Below are 18,140 nucleotides of genomic sequence, written 5' to 3'. Positions count from 1 at the left end.
GTCAGATACATCCTGCCTTCGGCACGTGTCACAAGGGCCATGTCGATCCGCCAAACGCGCCGGACACCGAGCCTCGACCCGGCGTCCGGCAAATGGTTCATTTCTTGAGAAGGTCCTGCATGCCCGCCTTGGTGTGGGCGAGCGCATCCTCGAGGCTCTGCTGGCCGGACCAGTAGCCGGTGAACTCCTTTGCCTGCAGTTCATAGACCGGGAGCGCACTCGCGGACGTCGCTCCGGTCATGACATAGCCGTACTTGCTGGCGAATTCGCCGAGCTTGACGAGGTCGGGACGTTCCTTCGCAACCTTGGCGACGACATCGGGAGATAATGCCGGCGAACCGCCGCTGCGCGCATAGAGCAAGGCCGCATCCTCGGTGGCGAGCCACTTCAGGAACTTGACGGCGCCTTCCTTGTTCTTGGCGTTCTTGTTAAGGCCCAAACCAAGGCCGTGGATATGATCGGCGCGTCCGTCGGAACCTGCCGGTGGCGCGACGATCCCGGTCACCTCGGCGACGGCCGGGGATTTTTCGGTGCTGGTCAGATCCGCCGCCGCGGCATTCCACTGCAGCGCCGTCGCGGCCTGGCCGGATGCGAAGGCCGCGTTGGTTTCCGCATATTCGTAGCTCAGCGAATCCTTGGGCGAAGAACCGGCATCATAGAGTTTCTTGTAGAGTTCGAGGCCTGTCTTGTAGGCATCGGAATCCACCGTGACATTGCCGTCCTTGTTCATCCAGTCGCCGCCGTAGGAGCGCGGCAGGGACTGGAAGACCATCATGTTGAACAGCAGGTTCTTCATCTGCAGGACCGTGCCATAACGCACCGGGCTGTCGGGGTTCACCTGCTTGGTGAAATAGAGGGCGGTGGCCGCCCAGTCGTCCCAGGTCCAGCTGTCCGGGTCTTTCGGCTGCAGCGGCTTGCCGAGATATTTCTGGGCGATTTCACCATAGGTCTTCTTGGCGGCGTCATCCCCGATCAAGGCGTCGATGAGATCCTTGCGGTAGTACATGAAGTGCAACGAAAGGTCTGTCGGCACGCCGTATTGCTTGCCGTCGAACTGCATCGTCTTGAGAACGGATTCGCCGAAAACCTTGACCGCGTCCGTGCCAAGATCGACCGGCTCCATATAGGGCGCGTAGCGACCGAGCGAGTAGGTGGCGACGAGGTTCACGTCGAAGGCACTGGATCCGGCCGCCATGTCAGCCTGCAGCTTGTCGTAAAAGCCTTCCCGGTTGAAGAACAGCAGCTCCACCTTGTCGGCATCGCTTGCCTGCTTGTTATAGGTTTCCACGGTTGCCCGCAGTGCGGTTTCCTCGGACCCGCCAGGCCAGCCGAGCACGGTCACGGTTGCGTTGGCAAAGGTCGGCAAAGCTGTCCCCGCGAGGAGGGTGGCCATAAGCGCAAAAGACGTCCTGCTCAATTTCATGATCGTTCCCTTCTTTTTTGATGATTTTTGCATGGCATGACCGGCGGCGCCGCTACCTTGCCCATTCGGCAAGATCGGCAACACCGATGACGCCGGCGTGGCCCGCGAGCTTCGCCGCAACGAGATTGGAGGAAAGGCGCGGTGGAACCTCGCCCAGATGCGCGCGCACCCGGTCGAGATAGCCATCGGCAAGACCGATGCTGCCGCCGATGACGATCGATTTCGGATCGAACATCATCTGAATGTCCCGGCACAGCGTCGCGACCCGCGAGGCGCTCCGCGAGACGATGGCGTCGGCCCAGGCCTCGCCCTTCAGCGCACGCCCGAACACATCGGCGGCATCGGCCTTGAAGCCGGCTTTGAGGGCCTGCGAAGCGATCCAGCGGCCGGAGGTGCTGTCTTCGAGTGGGGCCTGGTCTGCAGACAAACCACGGATCAGACCGAAGTGACCGGCAAGACCGGACAGCAATCGGCCGTTGCAAACGATGCCGCCGCCAATTCCGGTCGAGATGGTCAGAAAGACGATGTCGCAACCTTGCCCGGCGCCGAATTTGTATTCGCCCCAGGCGGCTGCCTGGGCATCGTTGAACGCACAGACGGGCTTGCCGAAAACAGCGGATGCCCTTTCGACCAGCGGGTAGCCGTCGGGAATGCCAAGCGTCGCCGGATTCAACGCCGACCAGCGTCCATCGTGCACCAGCCCCGTCACCGCAATACCGATACGACTGAAGCGGCTTGACCAGGCTGACGTGCTTTGCGCAAGGGATGCCAGCCAGGCGTCGGGTCCAGCCTCTCGCGCGGTAGGCACGATCATGTCCTCGACCACCTTGCCGCCGCTGACCAGCGCGGCCATGGTCTTGGTTCCCCCGATGTCGATGCCCAGCACGGTTGGGCCAAGCACGGTTTGCGTGCCCCTTGCCGCATAGGCCCCGGAAATCGCCTGGTGGAACCACGAGGTGACGTGCTCGGTACGGGTGATCGCCGATCCGACAACCACGGCACAGGCGCCGGCGCGCGCGGCGGCGGCCGCCTGCTCCGGCGACCGGATACGCCCTTCGGCGATGACGTAGGGGCTCAGGGTTCGCATTTGAGCGATGAGGGCAATGTCCGGATCCTCCGGCTCCGGCCCGCCGACATAGCCGGAAAGCGTCGTGCCGACGAAATCGACCCCCGCGGCAAGGGCCCGGCGCGCATCGTCAAGGCAAGAGCAATCGGCCATGGTCAGCTTGTTCCTGGCCTTGACGGCTTTCACAAGCGCTTCGACAGGAATGGGACGGACACGGTCCGTCGCATCGAAAGCGATGATATCGGCGCCCGCCTCGGCCAGCGCCTCGACATCGGCCAGATAGGGCGTGATGCGCACGGGGCTGTCGGTCAGATCGCGCTTGACGATACCGATGATCGGCTCGCGGACGGCCAGGCGGGCGGCCGCGACATAGGGCACGGATTCGATGCGCAGGGCCTTGGCTCCGGCTTCAAGAGCGGCCCTGGCAAAGCCCGTCACGAATTGCGCACTGTCCATCGGGCCGCCGGGAACCGGCTGGCAGGACACGATGAGACTGTTGGCGATGTCTTCCCGCTGCACGTCGGCACTCCCCTGTCGCCATCACGATAAATGGAAAATACCAGATTACAACCAGTTCATAACTGGTATTATCTTTGCAGCTCGAAGACGAAGTCGTAGACGTCTCCCTTGTAGCGTGTCTCGCAGTATTCCACGATCTGTCCGTCGGCGAGAAAGCAGCGGCGCTCGGTCATCAGCAGCGGTGCGCCCATCTCGCAATGAAGGTGTCTTGCATCCTCCAGCGATGCGCCGCGCGAGCGCATGCGCTGGATTGCCCTCTGAGGCAGGAAGCCGCGTGCATCTAGCGCTTCATAGAGGGAGTCCTGAACCATCTCGGGCGAAGGAAGGAAGCGAACCGGCACGGCCGAGACCTCGACGGCGATCGGCGCGCCATCGGCCGTCCGCACGCGGCGCATGCGGATTACATTGGTGTTTGCGGCAATACCCAAAGCCATCATTTCGGCTGGCGATGGACGGCTTATCTGTTTGGAAAGCCATAGGCATCCAGGCTTCAGGCCGCGCGCCAGAATGTCCTCCGAAAAGCTCGTCAGCGTCGAAAGCGATTTTTCGACCCGCGACCCGATCTCGGTTTTGGAACCATGCCGGCGATTGAGCTGCCCTTCCTCTTCGAGCAACGCCAGAGCTTTTCTCACAGTGACACGCGAGATCGACAGGGCTTCCGCCAGAACCCGCTCGCCCGGCAGAACCGCGCCGGCCTTCAAAGCGTTGGAACGGATCGCTGCCTCGATCGCCGATTTCAACCGTCGGTAAAGCGGCACATCGGAGGCTGTCGCTTCCATCTCCCGACTGACAAGCCCGATCAGGTTCACGGTTGTCATTGCTCTTCCTCCCGCGCGAGAAGCACCCAGGATCAAAACATTCCTGACTGGACCCATACTGGTATTATCAATCCGGTGCAAACGTCCCGCGGGCGGTGCCTCGTCTGCGCCGTCAGCGCACCACGACCCCTCAGCGAACCCGCGGTGACAGCTTCATGGAGATGCGATCGCAGGCAGCACGCAGGACCTCCAGAGTAAAGGCATGGCGGCTTTCACGCGTATGGCGATTGATATAGGCGACGATAATGGAGGCGACGGCGCTGCCGTCCGGTCCGATGACCGGACAGCAGATATCGGTGATGCCGACGAAATCACGGCTCTCGCGCATCCAGTAACCGTCCGCGCGGATGGTACGAAGCTGCTTTTCCAGCGCCTCTCGATCCAGCGGCGCCGGCGAATGTGCCGCACATTCGTCGATCATCCGCGTCGCGACCTTTGGCGGCTGGAAGGCAAGGATCACATGGCCGGAGGTCGCGTCGGTGGCCAGGCGGCCGTAGCCGAGGCGCAGCGTGAACGCCATGTCCTCGCCGCCGGGAACGGCCGCGGTCACGACGGTCAAGCCATGATTGAAGACGACCAGGTGCGGCGACTGATTTGAGTCCCCGGCAATCCGCGTCAGCTCGGGCATTGCGGCGGACATGAGATCCTGAGCGCTCGGCGTGTGCAGCCCCAGCTTGAAAAGCTTGTCGGTCAACGAATAGGCGTCGGTCTCGGCGTTGCGCTCGATATATTGACGCTCCTGGAGCGCGATCAGCATCCGGAAAATCTCATTCTTCGAACGACCGAGGCCTTCCGCGATCTCCTTCATCGTCAAGGGCGCCCGCGCCTCCGCCAGCAGCTCCAGGACATCCAGACCCTTCGTCAGCGCCGGGGCCGAATAGGTCGGTTTGCCACTCTCTTTTGCGTCATCTGCCATTCGAAGAATCCCCGGTGGTCCACGCACGATAGAGACAAGAAATCGGAATTGCCATTGGTTTTATATCCAAACTTGACACCATATATAAAACTGTCATGATGACGGGGACAATGAATTTCGAGGCCGACCAATGACCGTACAGAGACCAGCAAACACTGTCCGCGCGACCATCACGCCCCGGAACAACAGTGTTTACACGTCGGTCGATTTCGATCGCGAGGGCAAGCAGATCGGCTTCTTCCATGTGCCTCAATCGCCGCACGACGATGCCTGGGGCACGGTCCGCGTTCCGCTCGCCGTCATCAAGAACGGCGACGGTCCGACGGTCCTGATCGAGGGCGGCAACCATGGCGACGAATATGAGGGGCCGATCGCGCTCGGCGAGCTTCTGCGCGAGATCGAACCACGGGATATAGCCGGTCGCATCATCGCGATTCCGGCCATCAACATTCGGGCCGTCGAGGCCGGCACCCGCACCTCCCCGATCGACGGGTTGAATTTCAACCGCAGTTTTCCAGGCGATTTCAACGGCACGCTGACAAGCCAGATAGCGGCCTATGTGCATGACATCCTGTTTCCGAAGGCCGACTATTTCCTGGATCTCCACTCCGGCGGTTCGTCCCTGATGATCCTGCCGAGCGCGATCATCGAGCCCTCCCCGACCGCGCAGGGGCATCGCAAGAACATCAAGGCGACGCTCGCCTTCGGGGCGCCGACCGTTGTCATGGTCGACAATCTCGGTGAAACCCGGACCTCGACCGCGTCCGCCAATCACCAGGGGCTGATCGTCATCGGCAGCGAGATGGCCGGCGGCGGCCTTGTCAGTCCGGATGCGTTGGCCATCTGCCGCAGGGGCATCCGCAATGTGCTGAAACATGCAGGCGTCCTGAAGGGCGCGCCTGACATTGCCCCTGGCGCCAACGCACGCGTGCTCAAGGTGCCCGGAAGCGAAGGCTATCTGCTTTCCGAGGAGGACGGTGTCTTCGAACCCTTGAGCCCGCTCGGCAGTGCCGTCAGCAAAGGCGACCTTGCCGGACGCATTCACTTCCTCCACACGCCGTCGCGCGCGCCCATCGATCTCCTTCACCCCATCGACGGCATCGTTTTCGCCAAGCGTCAACCCGGCCGCGTGCGCCCGGGGAATTGCTGTTTCGTGCTGGCCAACGAATATCCGGAGGCACTGACCGATGAGCCATGAAGACATCATGGCGGCTGCCCGGCGCATTGCCCCCTTCATACGGCGCACCCCGGTCGTCAAGCTCGACCATGCCACGGGCGCGAACCTCCAAAATGATGTCTATTTGAAACTCGAATGCCTCCAGGTGAGCGGCTCCTTCAAGATCCGGGGCGCCACGAACCGGGTGAAAACGCTCGAGCCGGGCCGGATCGAAAACGGACTGGTCGCCGCATCCGGCGGCAATCACGGCCTGGCCACCGCCTATGTGGCTGCCCGGGCCGGCGCTCCCGCCACCATCTACCTGCCGAACAATGCAAGCCCGCTGAAGGCGGAAAAGCTGCGCAAATGGGGCGCTGACGTTCGCTTCGAAGGCAAGGTCTGGGATGAAGCGCATGAGGCTGCATTGGCCGAGGCAAAAGCGCGCGGCGCCTTCTACATGCATCCCTTCGCCGATGCGCAGATCGTGTCCGGCCAGGGAACCGTGGCGCTGGAGATGGTCGACCAGATTCCCGATGCCGACATCTACATCGTCGCGATCGGCGGAGGCGGCCTCATCAGTGGCATGTCCGAAGTCCTGAAGCACGTCAAACCCGACGCCAGGATCGTTGGTGTCGAGCCGACCGGTTCACCGACCCTTCACGCCTCCCTGACTGCCGGCCGTGTCGTTCGCTTGCCCGAGATAACGACGAAGGTGGCGACCATGGCCTGCGGCCGCACGGACGAAAGTATCTACGAGATCGTCGCCAAGCACGTCGACGACATCGTCCTTGTCGAGGATGCGGACATGCAGAAAGCCGCTGAATTGCTCTGGTTCGAATTCGGCATCGCCGCCGACCTCAGCGGCGCGGCATCGCTGGCCGCGTTGATGAGCGGAGCTTTCAAGCCACCGCGCGGCGCCCGCATCGCCGGGCTTGTCTGCGGCGCCGGTGTCGAAGGCCTGAACGGCTGAGGTCGAGAAAGGCCGGTCCACGCAAGACGCGGCCCGACATGGATACGGCACGAGTGCCGCGGAATACCGCCGGAATGCCTGTCGCTGGGACGGTCGTCGTGCGGGACATGAAAAAGAGGCGAAGAATCGTCCTGTCGCAACAAGAGGAGAACTGAAACATGCGCATTTCCCTGAAAGCATCCATTGCTCTGCTTGCACTCGCCATCGCAACGCCCTCGCTTGCCGCGGAAAAGGTTCTTGGACTTGCGGCAATCGACTTGCAGAACTCCTTCTTTGTCCGCATGAAGGAAGCCGGCGACGTGGCTGCCGCCGACTATGGGGTGAAATCCACCTGGCAGAGTGCCGAGGGTAGCCTGGAAAAACAGGTCAGCATCATCGAGAATTTCATCAATCAGGGCGTCAGCGCGATCCTGATCGATCCGATCGACAAGAACGCGGTCATTCCGGTGATCCAGAAAGCCACCGCCGCCGGCATTCCGGTGATCACCATGGGCAACAAGGTCGAGGCAGGCTCGAACTATTCGACGCTCTATCCGGACTACGACAACATGTCGATGGTTGCCCGCGCGCTCGGCAAGTCGCTTGGCGGCAAGGGCGAAGTCGCCCTGCTCGTCGGTTCGCGTGGCAACTTCGTGTCCGACACGCGCGAAAAAGGCTTTGTCGAAACCCTGAAAAAGGAGTTTCCGGACATCAAGGTCGTCGGCATCGAGCCGACCGGCTGGGACGCAGCCAAGGCAACGAATGCCGCCCAGACATGGCTCACCACCTATCCGGACCTGAAGGCCATCGGCTGCATCTCCGACAGCCTTTGCCTGGCAGCCGATTCCGTTGCCAGTTCGATGGGAACCCAGCTGCTCTACGGCGGCTATGACGGCGACGCCGAGATGAAGCCGCTGATCGACGACGGCAAGATGGTGATGGACGTGCTGACCGGCGCCTATCGTGTCGGCTACTGGAACATCGCCGTTGCCGCTCGCCTGGCCAACGGCGAAAAGCTGCCGCAGGATCTCTACATGCCGACCTATTTCGTGACCTCGGATGCGACGGCGGCGAAGCTCAAGGCGGATGGCCTCACCTTCGAATACATCAACACCGACAAGGAGGCGGTGGAAGCCAAGAACTATACCGAGCAACTCGGTCCCAAGGTTCCGGCGACCGCCATGACCCTGGCAAAGTAACAGCCTAAAGCGGCTCAAGCGCCGGATGACATGTCATCCGGCGTCCCCTTTTCCTGACGATCGCCGTCGCCGCTTCCGTGGTGACCGCGCATGATGCTCGATAAGAGGACCGACCCATGTTCCAGTCCTGGACCTCTCCGTTACTACGGCGCAACGAACCGGTTCTCATCGCGGTGCTGCTGGTCGCCATCGCCGTCTTCGGCTGGATCGATCCGCGCTTTCTGTCGACCGGCAACCTTGTCAGCATCGCGCAGCAGAGTGCGGTCATCGCCCTCATCTCCTTTGCCATGACGGCCGTGATCATCGCGCGCGGCATCGATATTTCCGTCGGCAGCAACCTCGCCTGTTCCGGCATCGCCGCGGGTCTTGCCTATACGGCAACCGGCTCGGCGAGCCTGAGCCTTCTCGCCGCGATCGGTGGCGGTGCCGCGATAGGTCTGCTCAATGGAGCGCTGATCGGCTTTGCCGGCATCTCTCCCTTCATCGCAACGCTCGCCACCATGGCGTTCGCGCGCGGCCTGGCGCTCAGTCTCTCCGGCGCATCCAGCATCGCGGTCGCCGATCCGGTCCTGCTTTTCGCCGGACGCGAGACAATCGGCCTGCTGCCGGTCTCCGTCATCATCGCCGCCATCTGCCTGGGCCTCTGGTGGTTCGTGCTCAATCGAACGGTATACGGGCGTTGGATCTATGCGATCGGCGGCAATGCGGGGGCGGCGCGGGCCTCTCTGGTTCCCGTCGACCTCGTGCGCATCTCCGTCTACCTGATTGCCGGTGCGACAGCCGGGCTCGGCGCGATCCTCACCATCGGCCGCCTTGGTTCGGCACAGCCGCTTGCCGGCACCGGCCTTGAATTTACAGCCATCACAGCCGCGATCATCGGCGGCACGAAACTCTCCGGCGGCCAGGGCTCGATCTGGGGAACGGCGATCGGGGCGCTGCTGCTGGGCGTCATCAACACCGGCCTGTCCTTCCTGCAGGTGCCGCAGATCCTGATCTATTTCGTGACCGCGAGCCTCATTCTGGTGGCCGTTCTCACCAGCCAGCCGGAGAGTGTCGCCGCCTTGTTCAAGACCGGTGGCCGCAAGTCCACCCCGTCGCCCCGCAACACCGCCGCAACATCGGTCGGCAAACACAGCATCGCCTTGCGCGGGCTTGGCAAGTCTTTTCCGGGCGTCAAGGCACTCGACGGTGTCAGCTTTGCCGTCTCGGCTGGCGAGGTGGTGGGACTTGCCGGCGAGAACGGGGCCGGGAAATCGACACTGGTGAAGTGCATTTCTGGTCTGCATCGCCCGGACGAGGGTGAGATCGTCATCGACGGCAACGCCGTCCAGTTCCACTCCCCCAGCGATGCCAAGGGCATCAGCGTCATCCATCAGCATTTCAGCCTTTCGCCGGACCTGACGGTGGCGGAGAATCTCTTCATCGGCCGCGAACCGCACACCCGCCTGGGATTTCTCGACCGGGCCCGGATGCGGCGCGATGCGAAGGCCATCATGGACGAGCTGTCGCTCGATATCGACATTGCCGCGGAGCTGCGAACGCTTTCCGTCGGGCACCGGCAGATGGTGGAAATTGCCCGTGCCGTTCTGTCCGATGCCTGGTTCTTCATCATGGACGAGCCGACCAGCGCGCTCTCCAACCGCGAGCGCGACCAGCTCTACGACCTGATCGACAGGCTGAGAGCTCGCGGCGCCGGCATCCTCTACATCTCGCACAAGATGGAAGAGATCTTCAGCCAGTGCGACCGCGTCGTCGTTCTGCGTGACGGACGCTTCATCGGCGAGCGCCAGACCAGCCAGACCAGCGAGGCCGAGATCGTCGCCATGATGGTCGGGCGCGATGTCGGCGACATCTTCCCCTATCTCGAAGCGCAAGTCGGCGAAACCGCGGTCGAGATCAGCAACATTTCCGATGGCAAGCTCTTGAAGTCGGCCACGCTCAGCGTGTGCAGGGGCGAAATCGTCGCGCTCGCCGGCCTGATGGGCAGCGGCCGCTCCGAAGTGCTCAGGCTGATTGCCGGCCTCGATCCCATGCATGGCGGCACGCTCAGAATTTTCGGCGGGCAGCAGACCGGCGGCGACACCAAGGCCGCCAATCGCGCCGGCATCGTCTACATACCGGAAGATCGGCATCTGGAAGGCTTCGTCGGCACGATGTCGATCAGGGATAACCTGTCCCTCGCCTGGATTCGCGACAACAGTCACTTCGGCCTGCTCAGACCTCGCCGCATCCTGGCTCTCGCGCGCGATCTCATCGGCTCACTCGGCGTGCGGCCGGCCCAGCCCGACAAGATGACCATCGAACTTTCGGGCGGCAATCAGCAGAAGGTCGTCATCGGCAAATGGCTTGCCACCAAGCCGAAGATCATCCTGTTCGACGAGCCAACGCGCGGCGTCGACGTCGGCGCTAAGTCCGAACTCCATCACCTGATCGCAAGATTGAAGGCCGAAGGCGCGGCGATCCTCATGGTGTCGAGCGAGTTGCCCGAGGTTCTCGGCGTGGCCGACCGCATCGTCGTCATGCGCGAAGGCCACTCTGTCGGCACGCTGGCGCGTGGGGCGACGGAAGAAGACGTAATGACGCTGGCCTTTGGTGATCGCACGATCACACCACCAGCCTGCTCACCCCGGCCAGCATCCAACCTTGCACCATGCCTGTGAGGAGAAACCCTTTGAGCAAGTTGAAGATCGCCATCGTCGGTGCCGGCTACATGGGCCTCCTGCATGCGCAGGTGGTTGCCGCCAGCCCTGTCGCGGAACTGTCGGCATTCGTTGATCCGAACGCTGCCTCGGGAAGCAAGGCCGCGTCCGATTTCGGCGTCCGGCATTTCACCGATGCCGCCGCCGCGCTGACTGCCAATGCCGTCGACGCCTACATAGTGGCGGCACCCGATACGCTGCATGAAGACGTCTGCCGCACTCTGCTCGATGCCGGCAAGCCGGTGCTGCTCGAAAAACCGATGGCTCATGATCTTTCCGCTGCCAAGGCGATTGCGAAAGCGGCGGAGAGAAACGGCGCGCGTCTGTTGGTCGGCCACATCCTGCGGTTCGACCCGCGCTATTGCGAAGCCGCGGCAGCGGTGAAATCCGGGCGGATCGGCGAGCCGATCCACGGCAGCAGCGGCCGGTTCACCAATCGCGAAGTCGGTCTTCGCATGAACGGAAATTCGAGCGTCTGCTTCTACCTCGGCGTGCATGACGTGGATGCGCTGCAATGGATCTCGGGTTCGGACATCATCGCCGTCTACTCCCGTCCGGTCGCCAAGCTCATGCCTTCGCTCGGGGTTCGATCCGAAGATGCGATCTTCTCCACCGTCGAGCTGTCGAACGGAATGAGCGGACAGCTCTACTTCGGCTGGACGCTGCCACCGACCATTCCGACCGGCATCTGGGCACGCACGGAAATCATCGGCACCGAAGGCATGATCGATCTCGACGTGCGCGACCACGGTCTACGTATCCTATCGCATGGACAGTGGTCGCAGCCCGACGCCTTGCACTGGCCGACCGTCAATGGCCGCATCACGGGGGATCTCTTCGAGGAGGTCCACCATTTCATTTCCGCGGTTCGCGACGAAACCCCTTTCGTGATGCCGCTCGACGACGCCCTGCGCGCCGTCGCCGTCAATGATGCAATCCTGCGCAGCGTCAAATCAGGCCTGCGCGAACCGGTCGAAGATTGGCACATCCGATGAGAGAACCCTCATGACCCGCCAACAGAACATTTGGTGCAGGCGCTTTCTCGACCTCTCGCCGTTGATCCTGCTGGTCATCCTGCTGGCGATCTTCGCGCTCATCGACGCCCGCATCGTTTCAACCGCCAGCCTCATCAACATCGTCGCCCAGGCGACCCCGATCGCCATACTGGCGCTTGGCGCCCTGATCGTTCTGCTGACGGCAGGCATCGACCTGTCCGCCGGCGTCGGCGTCGCCTTCTGTGCCGTCTTCATCGCCAGCCTGATCGACGGCGGCGCCAGCCTGCCGCTTGCCTTGCTCGTCGGCTTTGCCGTGATGGTGGTGATCGGCCTCGCGAACGGCGCCGTTATCGCACTGTTGAAGATACCGCCCTTCGTGACGACATTGGCCACAATGGTCGCGCTGCAGGGCGCAACGCTTGCCGTTGCCTCCAAAGGCGTCCTGATGCTGAAGGATCCGACGCTTCGCGCGGTCGGCATCGAACGCAGCTTCGGCATTCCCAATGTCATTTTCGCAACGCTGCTGATCGTCGCCGTAGCAGCAATCCTGATGCGGCACAGCCGTTTCGGGCTGCGTACCTATGCGCTCGGGTCGGATGCCGGAGCCGCGGAACTTGCCGGCATCCCGGTGACGAAACACACGATCCTCGTCTATTGCGCCTCCAGTATCTTCGTCTTCCTGACAGCCGTGATCATGATCAGCCGGGTGCCGGTCGTGACGCCCAACATCGGCGGGACCTCGCTGCTTCTGGACGCGATCGCCGCGGCCGTACTTGGCGGCACCAGTATTTTCGGCGGCAGGGGAACGGTGTGGGGCGCGGTCGTCGGCGCGCTGATGACGGCGGCGATCTCGTTCACCATCCTCGTTGGCGCCACGCCGATCACACCGAACGAGTCGACGACGCTGGCGTTGATTGCCCTCAACGCGGCTTTCGTCCTGATTCTTATCGCGCTGGTCGGGCGTGAGGTGCACCGCATCCTGATGGCGCGCCGGCATGGCAAGGCCGCTTCGCGGCTGCATGTGCGCATTGTCGCCATGTTCGCCCTGGTTGCCGCCATTCCGGCCATCATGGTGGCCATCATCGCGTCGATCACGCTCGACATCGGCCTCGACCGCTGGTTCGAGATCCGCACCAAGACGATCGTCAATTCGTCGCTGTCGATCGCCGACGCCTATGTTCAGGAAAATGCCCGCAACCTGCAGGGTACGACACTGTCCATGGCCTATGATCTCGATGCGTCACGCACACTCTACGGCCTTGATCGTACCGGCTTTCTCGACCTGATGAACAAGGAAGCCGTGGGCCGTTCGCTGGCTCATGCGGCGCTGATCAAACCTGACGGCTCTTTCGTCATGAGCGCCAAGACCGACACGGATTTTGCCATGCCTGAGCCGCCGGAAGGCGCCGTGGCCAGCGCTGCCGACGGCAAGCCGGTGCTGATCGAGCCGAAAACGCGCAACATCATGGGCGCCATCGTCAAGCTGCGCGAGATCGAAGGGCTCTATCTCTATACCATTCGCCTCGTCGATCCCGAGGTCATCAAGGCACGCCAGATCGTCAGGTCCAACACCGACGAATATCGGGGGCTGGAAGACAACCGCCGTACCTCGCAGGTGGCCTTCGCGCTGCCCTATCTGTCGCTGACGCTGATCATCATCCTGTCCGCGATCTGGACCGGCATTGCGGTCGCCGACCGTCTGGTGCGGCCCATTCGCCAGCTCATCGGCGCCGCCGACGAAGTGGCGACCGGCAATCTCGACGTCGCGGTTCCGGTCAGGCCCTCGGACGGCGATGTCGCCTCGCTCGGCGATACGTTCAACAAGATGCTTCTCGAACTGAAATCGCAGCGCAACGAGATCCTGTCGGCCAAGGACCTGATCGACGAGAGGCGACGCTTCTCCGAAGCCGTGCTTGCCGGCGTTACCGCCGGCGTCATCGGCGTCGATCCCTACGGCATCGTTACCATCGTCAATCGCTCGGCCGAAGCGATGCTGGCCATATCCGCCAGCGCAGCCCTTGGGCAGAACCTTTCCGCCGTGCTGCCGCATGTCGGCCGCGTCTTCGAAATCGGCCGCAAGTCCGGCAAACCCGTCTATCGCGAGCAGGTGACCTTCTACCGCGCCGGCGCCGAGCGGACCTTCAACGTTCAGATCACCATCGAGGCCGGCGATGACGGCTCGGAGGAAAAGTCCTATGTCGTGACGGTTGACGACATCACCGACCTGGTCCAGGCGCAGCGCTCGTCGGCTTGGGCGGATGTGGCGCGGCGTATCGCCCACGAGATCAAGAACCCGCTGACGCCGATCCAGCTCTCGGCCGAACGCATCAAGCGCCGCTATGGCAAGGTGATTACCGAGGACCGCGAGGTTTTCGACCAGTGCACCGACACCATCATCCGGCAGGTCGAGGATATCGGCCGCATGGTCGACGAATTCTCGGCTTTCGCGCGCATGCCGAAGCCCGAGATGAAGGCCATAGATCTGCGCGAATCGCTGCGCGAGGCCTCGTTCCTGGTCGAGGTCAGCCGCGCCGACATCACTTTCGAGCGGATCTTCGGCAGCGAGCCGCTGAAGGGCACGTTCGACAGCCGGCTGATGGCGCAGGCTTTCGGCAATGTGATCAAGAACGCTGCCGAAGCCATCGACGGATTGGAACAGAAGGACGGTTCGCACGGCATAATCCGGATTCAGGCCGGGCGCCAGAATGGTGTGATTCGAATCGACGTCATCGACAATGGCAAAGGCCTGCCGCGCGAGAATCGCCAACGGCTGCTCGAGCCCTACATGACCACACGCGAGAAGGGCACCGGACTTGGCCTCGCTATCGTCAAGAAGATCGTGGAGGACCATGGTGGCAGGCTGGAACTACACGATGCTCCTGCGGACTTCCACGATGGGCGCGGCGCGATGATCAGCATCATCCTGCCGCCTGCGGCCGCAACGGCTCCGCGCGGCGAAAGCAGGGCGGAAAACGAAAGAGAAACTGAAAAGGTCGGTAATGGCGTCTGATATTCTCATCGTCGATGACGAGGAAGACATCCGTGAACTCGTCGCGGGCATACTGAGCGACGAAGGTCACGAAACCCGCACGGCATTCGATGCCGACAGCGCGCTCGCTGCTATAGCTGATCGCGCGCCGCGGCTGATTTTCCTCGATATCTGGCTGCAGGGCTCGCGCCTGGACGGGCTGGCGCTGCTCGACGAGATCAAGACCATGCATCCGACCTTGCCGGTGGTGATGATTTCCGGCCACGGCAACATCGAAACGGCGGTCTCCGCCATCCGTCGCGGCGCCTATGACTTCATCGAAAAACCGTTCAAGGCCGACAGGCTGATCCTTATTGCCGAGCGTGCGCTCGAGACCTCGAAATTGCGGCGCGAGGTTTCCGACCTCAAGCTGCGCAGCGGCGAAACCTTCGATCTGATCGGCATGTCGTCGGCGATGAGCCAGTTGCGTCAGACCATCGAACGCGTCGCGCCGACCAACAGCCGCGTGATGATCATCGGCCCGTCTGGCTCGGGCAAGGAACTGGCCGCGCGCGCCATCCACACGCTGTCGGCGCGCAAGGGCGCGCCTTTCGTGACGCTGAGCGCCGCCAACATCACGCCCGAGCGTATGGAGATCGAACTGTTCGGCACCGAATCGAATGGCGTCGAGCGCAAGGTCGGCGCGCTCGAGGAGGCCCATCGCGGCATCCTCTACATCGACGAGGTGGCCGACATGCCGCGCGAGACGCAGAACAAGATCCTGCGCGTGCTGGTCGAACAACAGTTCGAGCGGGTAGGGGGAACCAAGCGGGTCAAGGTCGATGTCCGCATCATCTCCTCGACCTCGCAGAACCTCGAAGCGATGATTGCCGACGGTCGTTTCCGCGAGGATCTTTACCATCGCCTGGCGGTGGTTCCGGTCATCGTCCCGGGACTGGCCGAGCGGCGAGAGGATATTCCCTACCTCGTCGACAACTTCATGAAGCAGATCGCCCGCCAGGCCGGCATCAAGCCGCGCCGTATCGGCGACGATGCGCTGGCCGTTCTGCAGGCTCACAACTGGCCAGGCAACGTTCGCCAGCTGCGCAACAATGTCGAGCGCCTGATGATCCTGGCGCGCGGCGACGACGTCGATGCGCCGATCACCGCTGATCTGTTGCCGGCCGAGATCGGCGATGTCATGCCGCGCACGCCGAATCAATCCGACCAGCACATCATGGCGCTGCCGTTGCGCGAAGCGCGTGAGCAGTTCGAGAAGGACTACCTGATCGCCCAGATCAACCGGTTCGGCGGCAACATCTCGAAGACCGCCGAGTTCATCGGCATGGAGCGCTCCGCTCTGCATCGCAAGCTGAAGTCCCTGGGCGTCTGAGCGCGTCCAGCCGCCGCGCGTGGTCCAACCATTTGCCGGTTACGCCCGCGGTGGAATCGCATAAGAAAGCCCGAGAATTTCTGAGGGGTCGCCAATGCCGCGCATTGCCTATGTCAACGGGCGCTATGTCACGCACGCCGACGCTGCCGTGCATATCGAGGATCGCGGCTATCAGTTCGCCGACGGTGTCTATGAGGTCTGCGAAGTGGCGCGTGGCTTCATCGTCGACATGCCGCGCCACCTGGCCCGGCTGAACCGTTCGCTGACCGAATTGTCGATCGCCTGGCCGGTCACCTCTCACGTGCTGCCGCTCATTCTGCGTGAGGTGGTCAATCGCAACCACGTCGCCAATGGCCTGGTCTACGTGCAGGTGACGCGCGGCGTGGCCAGCCGCGACTTTGTCTTCCCTTCCGCAGACACCAAGCCGGCCCTGGTGGTCACCGCCAGGAAGGCCGACCCCGCAGCCGGAGCAAAGCGAGCCGAGACCGGCATCGCGGTCATCACCGTGCCGGAGAACCGCTGGGACCGCGTCGACATCAAGACCGTCGGGCTGCTGCCCAATGTATTGGCCAAGCAGAAGGCAAAGGAAGCCGGTGCGCAGGAAGCCTGGTTCGTCGACGATGAAGGCAACGTAAAAGAAGGCGGCTCGTCCAATGCCTGGATCGTCACCCGGGACGGCGTCCTGGTCACCAGGCCGGCCGAGCATGGCATCCTGCGCGGCATCACCCGCACGACCATGTTCGAAGTGGCGGCCAAGCTTGGCCTGAAGATCGAGGAGCGCGGCTTTTCCGTCGCCGAGGCCAAGACGGCACGCGAGGCGTTCATCAGTTCCGCAACGACGATCGCCATGCCGGTGGTGGCCATCGATGGCGACACGGTCGCCAATGGGCACCCCGGCTCAATAACACTTTCGTTGCGGCAAGCCTTTTTTGACATTGCGGAAAAAAGTCCAGCCTGATAACCGCACAGGTGGAATGAACATCAATATATCTCGTTCTGCTTGTCGTTACTGACGACAAGACGGTGTTTGCGAGCTTGACATGCGCCCGTTAATTTGGCGCATTGGCTTGCAAACCGAAGGGGATCGGCGAAAGACAAGAACAATGGCGGAACGATCGCAAAACCTTCAGGACCTGTTCCTGAATTCAGTTCGCAAGAGCAAGAACCCGCTCACCATCTTCCTCATCAACGGCGTGAAGCTGACCGGCGTGGTCACTTCGTTCGACAATTTCTGTGTGCTGCTGCGCCGCGATGGTCACTCCCAGCTCGTCTACAAGCACGCCATTTCCACGATCATGCCGAGCCAGCCGGTTCAGATGTTCGATGGCGAGGAAAGCCAGGGCGCCTGATTGGCACGTGAGAAAGACGCGGACGCCACCGTTCGCGGGAAACCAGCGCATCACCCCGGGACTGAGGCCAAGGGCCCGACCCGGGCCGTGGTCATTGTGCCCGTCCTTACCCGCCACCAGCGCAACGACGACGAGACCAACCGCCCGCGGCTGATGCGTTCGGCTGATGCGCGTCACGACGAGGCCGTTGGCCTTGCCCGCGCCATCAACCTTGATCTGATTCACACCGCGGTGGTGACCGTCAACGATCCGCGCCCGGCGACGCTGCTCGGCAGCGGCAAGGTCGCCGAGTTCGCGGAAATCGTCAAAGAGGGACTTGCGGAAGTGGTCGTCGTCGACCATCCGCTGACCCCTGTGCAGCAGCGCAATCTCGAGAAAGAGCTGAACGCCAAGGTGCTGGACCGCACCGGGCTGATCCTCGAGATATTCGGCGAGCGTGCACGCACCAAGGAAGGCACGCTGCAGGTCGAGCTCGCCCATCTCAACTACCAGAAGGGCCGCCTCGTGCGCAGCTGGACCCATTTGGAGCGTCAGCGCGGCGGCGCCGGATTCCTTGGGGGCCCCGGCGAAACACAGATCGAATCCGACCGGCGGCAGTTGCAGGAAAAGATCATCAAGCTGAAGCAGGAGCTGGAAACGGTGCGGCGCACGCGCGACCTGCACCGCGCCAAGCGCAGGAAGGTGCCGTTC

13 protein-coding genes and 1 pseudogene are annotated in these 18,140 nt (G+C 62.6%); 10 read left to right on the top strand and 4 right to left on the bottom strand.

Annotated elements, in window-relative coordinates:
• Window positions 1-97: 97 nt before the first annotated feature.
• The 4 genes from EN925_RS02645 to EN925_RS02630 all read right to left on the bottom strand — a co-directional run bounded on the left by EN925_RS02645 (window position 98) and on the right by EN925_RS02630 (window position 4,742).
• Complete coding sequence (locus EN925_RS02645) at window positions 98-1,393, bottom strand: sugar ABC transporter substrate-binding protein (RefSeq protein WP_245460931.1); 1,296 nt, start codon at window positions 1,391-1,393, stop codon at window positions 98-100.
• Window positions 1,394-1,475: 82 nt separating this feature from the next.
• Entirely contained in the window at window positions 1,476-3,008 is a 1,533-nt protein-coding gene (locus tag EN925_RS02640) for a putative N-acetylmannosamine-6-phosphate 2-epimerase (RefSeq protein ID WP_127368636.1), read from the bottom strand.
• 68 nt (window positions 3,009-3,076) lie between these two features.
• Window positions 3,077-3,826: a GntR family transcriptional regulator gene (locus tag EN925_RS02635; RefSeq protein WP_027160933.1), complete on the bottom strand. Its 750-nt coding sequence runs from the start codon at window positions 3,824-3,826 to the stop codon at window positions 3,077-3,079.
• Between the two features lie 130 nt (window positions 3,827-3,956).
• On the bottom strand, window positions 3,957-4,742 hold the full coding sequence (locus tag EN925_RS02630; protein WP_013530438.1) for an IclR family transcriptional regulator: 786 nt from the start codon (window positions 4,740-4,742) through the stop codon (window positions 3,957-3,959).
• Window positions 4,743-4,872: 130 nt separating this feature from the next.
• Here EN925_RS02630 and EN925_RS02625 point away from each other — a divergent pair, with 130 nt between their 5' ends.
• From EN925_RS02625 to EN925_RS02580, 10 genes and pseudogenes are all read left to right on the top strand, one after another.
• Window positions 4,873-5,940, top strand: a complete 1,068-nt coding sequence (locus EN925_RS02625) for a succinylglutamate desuccinylase/aspartoacylase family protein (RefSeq protein WP_127368637.1) — start codon at window positions 4,873-4,875, stop codon at window positions 5,938-5,940.
• On the top strand, window positions 5,930-6,868 hold the full coding sequence (locus tag EN925_RS02620) for a threonine/serine dehydratase (protein ID WP_013530436.1): 939 nt from the start codon (window positions 5,930-5,932) through the stop codon (window positions 6,866-6,868). The genes EN925_RS02625 and EN925_RS02620 overlap by 11 nt, the downstream gene beginning before the upstream one ends.
• 158 nt (window positions 6,869-7,026) lie before the next feature.
• Complete coding sequence (locus EN925_RS02615) at window positions 7,027-8,046, top strand: sugar ABC transporter substrate-binding protein (protein WP_013530435.1); 1,020 nt, start codon at window positions 7,027-7,029, stop codon at window positions 8,044-8,046.
• 116 nt (window positions 8,047-8,162) lie between these two features.
• Window positions 8,163-10,706, top strand: coding sequence for an ATP-binding cassette domain-containing protein (locus EN925_RS02610; RefSeq protein ID WP_127368992.1), 2,544 nt, complete (start codon window positions 8,163-8,165; stop codon window positions 10,704-10,706).
• Window positions 10,707-10,717: 11 nt separating this feature from the next.
• Window positions 10,718-11,740 carry a Gfo/Idh/MocA family oxidoreductase gene (locus EN925_RS02605; RefSeq protein ID WP_127384590.1) on the top strand — a complete coding sequence of 341 codons (1,023 nt, stop codon included), beginning with the start codon at window positions 10,718-10,720 and terminating at the stop codon, window positions 11,738-11,740.
• Window positions 11,673-14,750 (top strand): ATP-binding protein, encoded by a 3,078-nt coding sequence (locus EN925_RS02600; RefSeq protein WP_348630314.1) that lies wholly within the window; start codon window positions 11,673-11,675, stop codon window positions 14,748-14,750. The genes EN925_RS02605 and EN925_RS02600 overlap by 68 nt, the downstream gene beginning before the upstream one ends.
• The gene (locus EN925_RS02595; RefSeq protein ID WP_013531496.1) at window positions 14,740-16,101 is read left to right on the top strand and encodes a sigma-54 dependent transcriptional regulator; all 1,362 of its coding nucleotides are present in this window, start codon (window positions 14,740-14,742) and stop codon (window positions 16,099-16,101) included. The genes EN925_RS02600 and EN925_RS02595 overlap by 11 nt, the downstream gene beginning before the upstream one ends.
• Before the next feature lie 94 nt (window positions 16,102-16,195).
• Window positions 16,196-17,059: a D-amino-acid transaminase gene (locus tag EN925_RS02590; RefSeq protein WP_127385359.1), complete on the top strand. Its 864-nt coding sequence runs from the start codon at window positions 16,196-16,198 to the stop codon at window positions 17,057-17,059.
• Window positions 17,060-17,204: 145 nt separating this feature from the next.
• Window positions 17,205-17,450, top strand: coding sequence for an RNA chaperone Hfq (gene hfq, locus EN925_RS02585; protein WP_006202172.1), 246 nt, complete (start codon window positions 17,205-17,207; stop codon window positions 17,448-17,450).
• Window positions 17,451-18,140 (top strand): annotated as a pseudogene (locus tag EN925_RS02580) (GTPase HflX); the annotation flags it as partial.

Origin of the sequence: Mesorhizobium sp. M7A.F.Ca.US.006.04.2.1 (genome assembly GCF_004022915.1) — a bacterium.
GTDB classification, from domain to species: Bacteria; Pseudomonadota; Alphaproteobacteria; order Rhizobiales; family Rhizobiaceae; genus Mesorhizobium; species Mesorhizobium ciceri.
The sequence above is the reverse complement of the archived record's forward strand: the minus strand, read 5'-3'. Positions and strand labels throughout refer to the sequence as shown.

Bases quoted from the DNA above. Each gene is read 5' to 3' on its own strand.
- EN925_RS02645 (WP_245460931.1), bottom strand. From the start codon at position 1,393: ATGGCCACCCTCCTCGCGGGGACAGCTTTGCCGACCTTTGCCAACGCA.
- EN925_RS02635 (WP_027160933.1), bottom strand. From the start codon at position 3,826: ATGACAACCGTGAACCTGATCGGGCTTGTCAGTCGGGAGATGGAAGCG.
- EN925_RS02630 (WP_013530438.1), bottom strand. From the start codon at position 4,742: ATGGCAGATGACGCAAAAGAGAGTGGCAAACCGACCTATTCGGCCCCG.
- EN925_RS02625 (WP_127368637.1), top strand. From the start codon at position 4,873: ATGACCGTACAGAGACCAGCAAACACTGTCCGCGCGACCATCACGCCC.
- EN925_RS02620 (WP_013530436.1), top strand. From the start codon at position 5,930: ATGAGCCATGAAGACATCATGGCGGCTGCCCGGCGCATTGCCCCCTTC.
- EN925_RS02615 (WP_013530435.1), top strand. From the start codon at position 7,027: ATGCGCATTTCCCTGAAAGCATCCATTGCTCTGCTTGCACTCGCCATC.
- EN925_RS02610 (WP_127368992.1), top strand. From the start codon at position 8,163: ATGTTCCAGTCCTGGACCTCTCCGTTACTACGGCGCAACGAACCGGTT.
- EN925_RS02600 (WP_348630314.1), top strand. From the start codon at position 11,673: ATGATGCAATCCTGCGCAGCGTCAAATCAGGCCTGCGCGAACCGGTCG.
- EN925_RS02595 (WP_013531496.1), top strand. From the start codon at position 14,740: ATGGCGTCTGATATTCTCATCGTCGATGACGAGGAAGACATCCGTGAA.
- EN925_RS02590 (WP_127385359.1), top strand. From the start codon at position 16,196: ATGCCGCGCATTGCCTATGTCAACGGGCGCTATGTCACGCACGCCGAC.
- hfq (WP_006202172.1), top strand. From the start codon at position 17,205: ATGGCGGAACGATCGCAAAACCTTCAGGACCTGTTCCTGAATTCAGTT.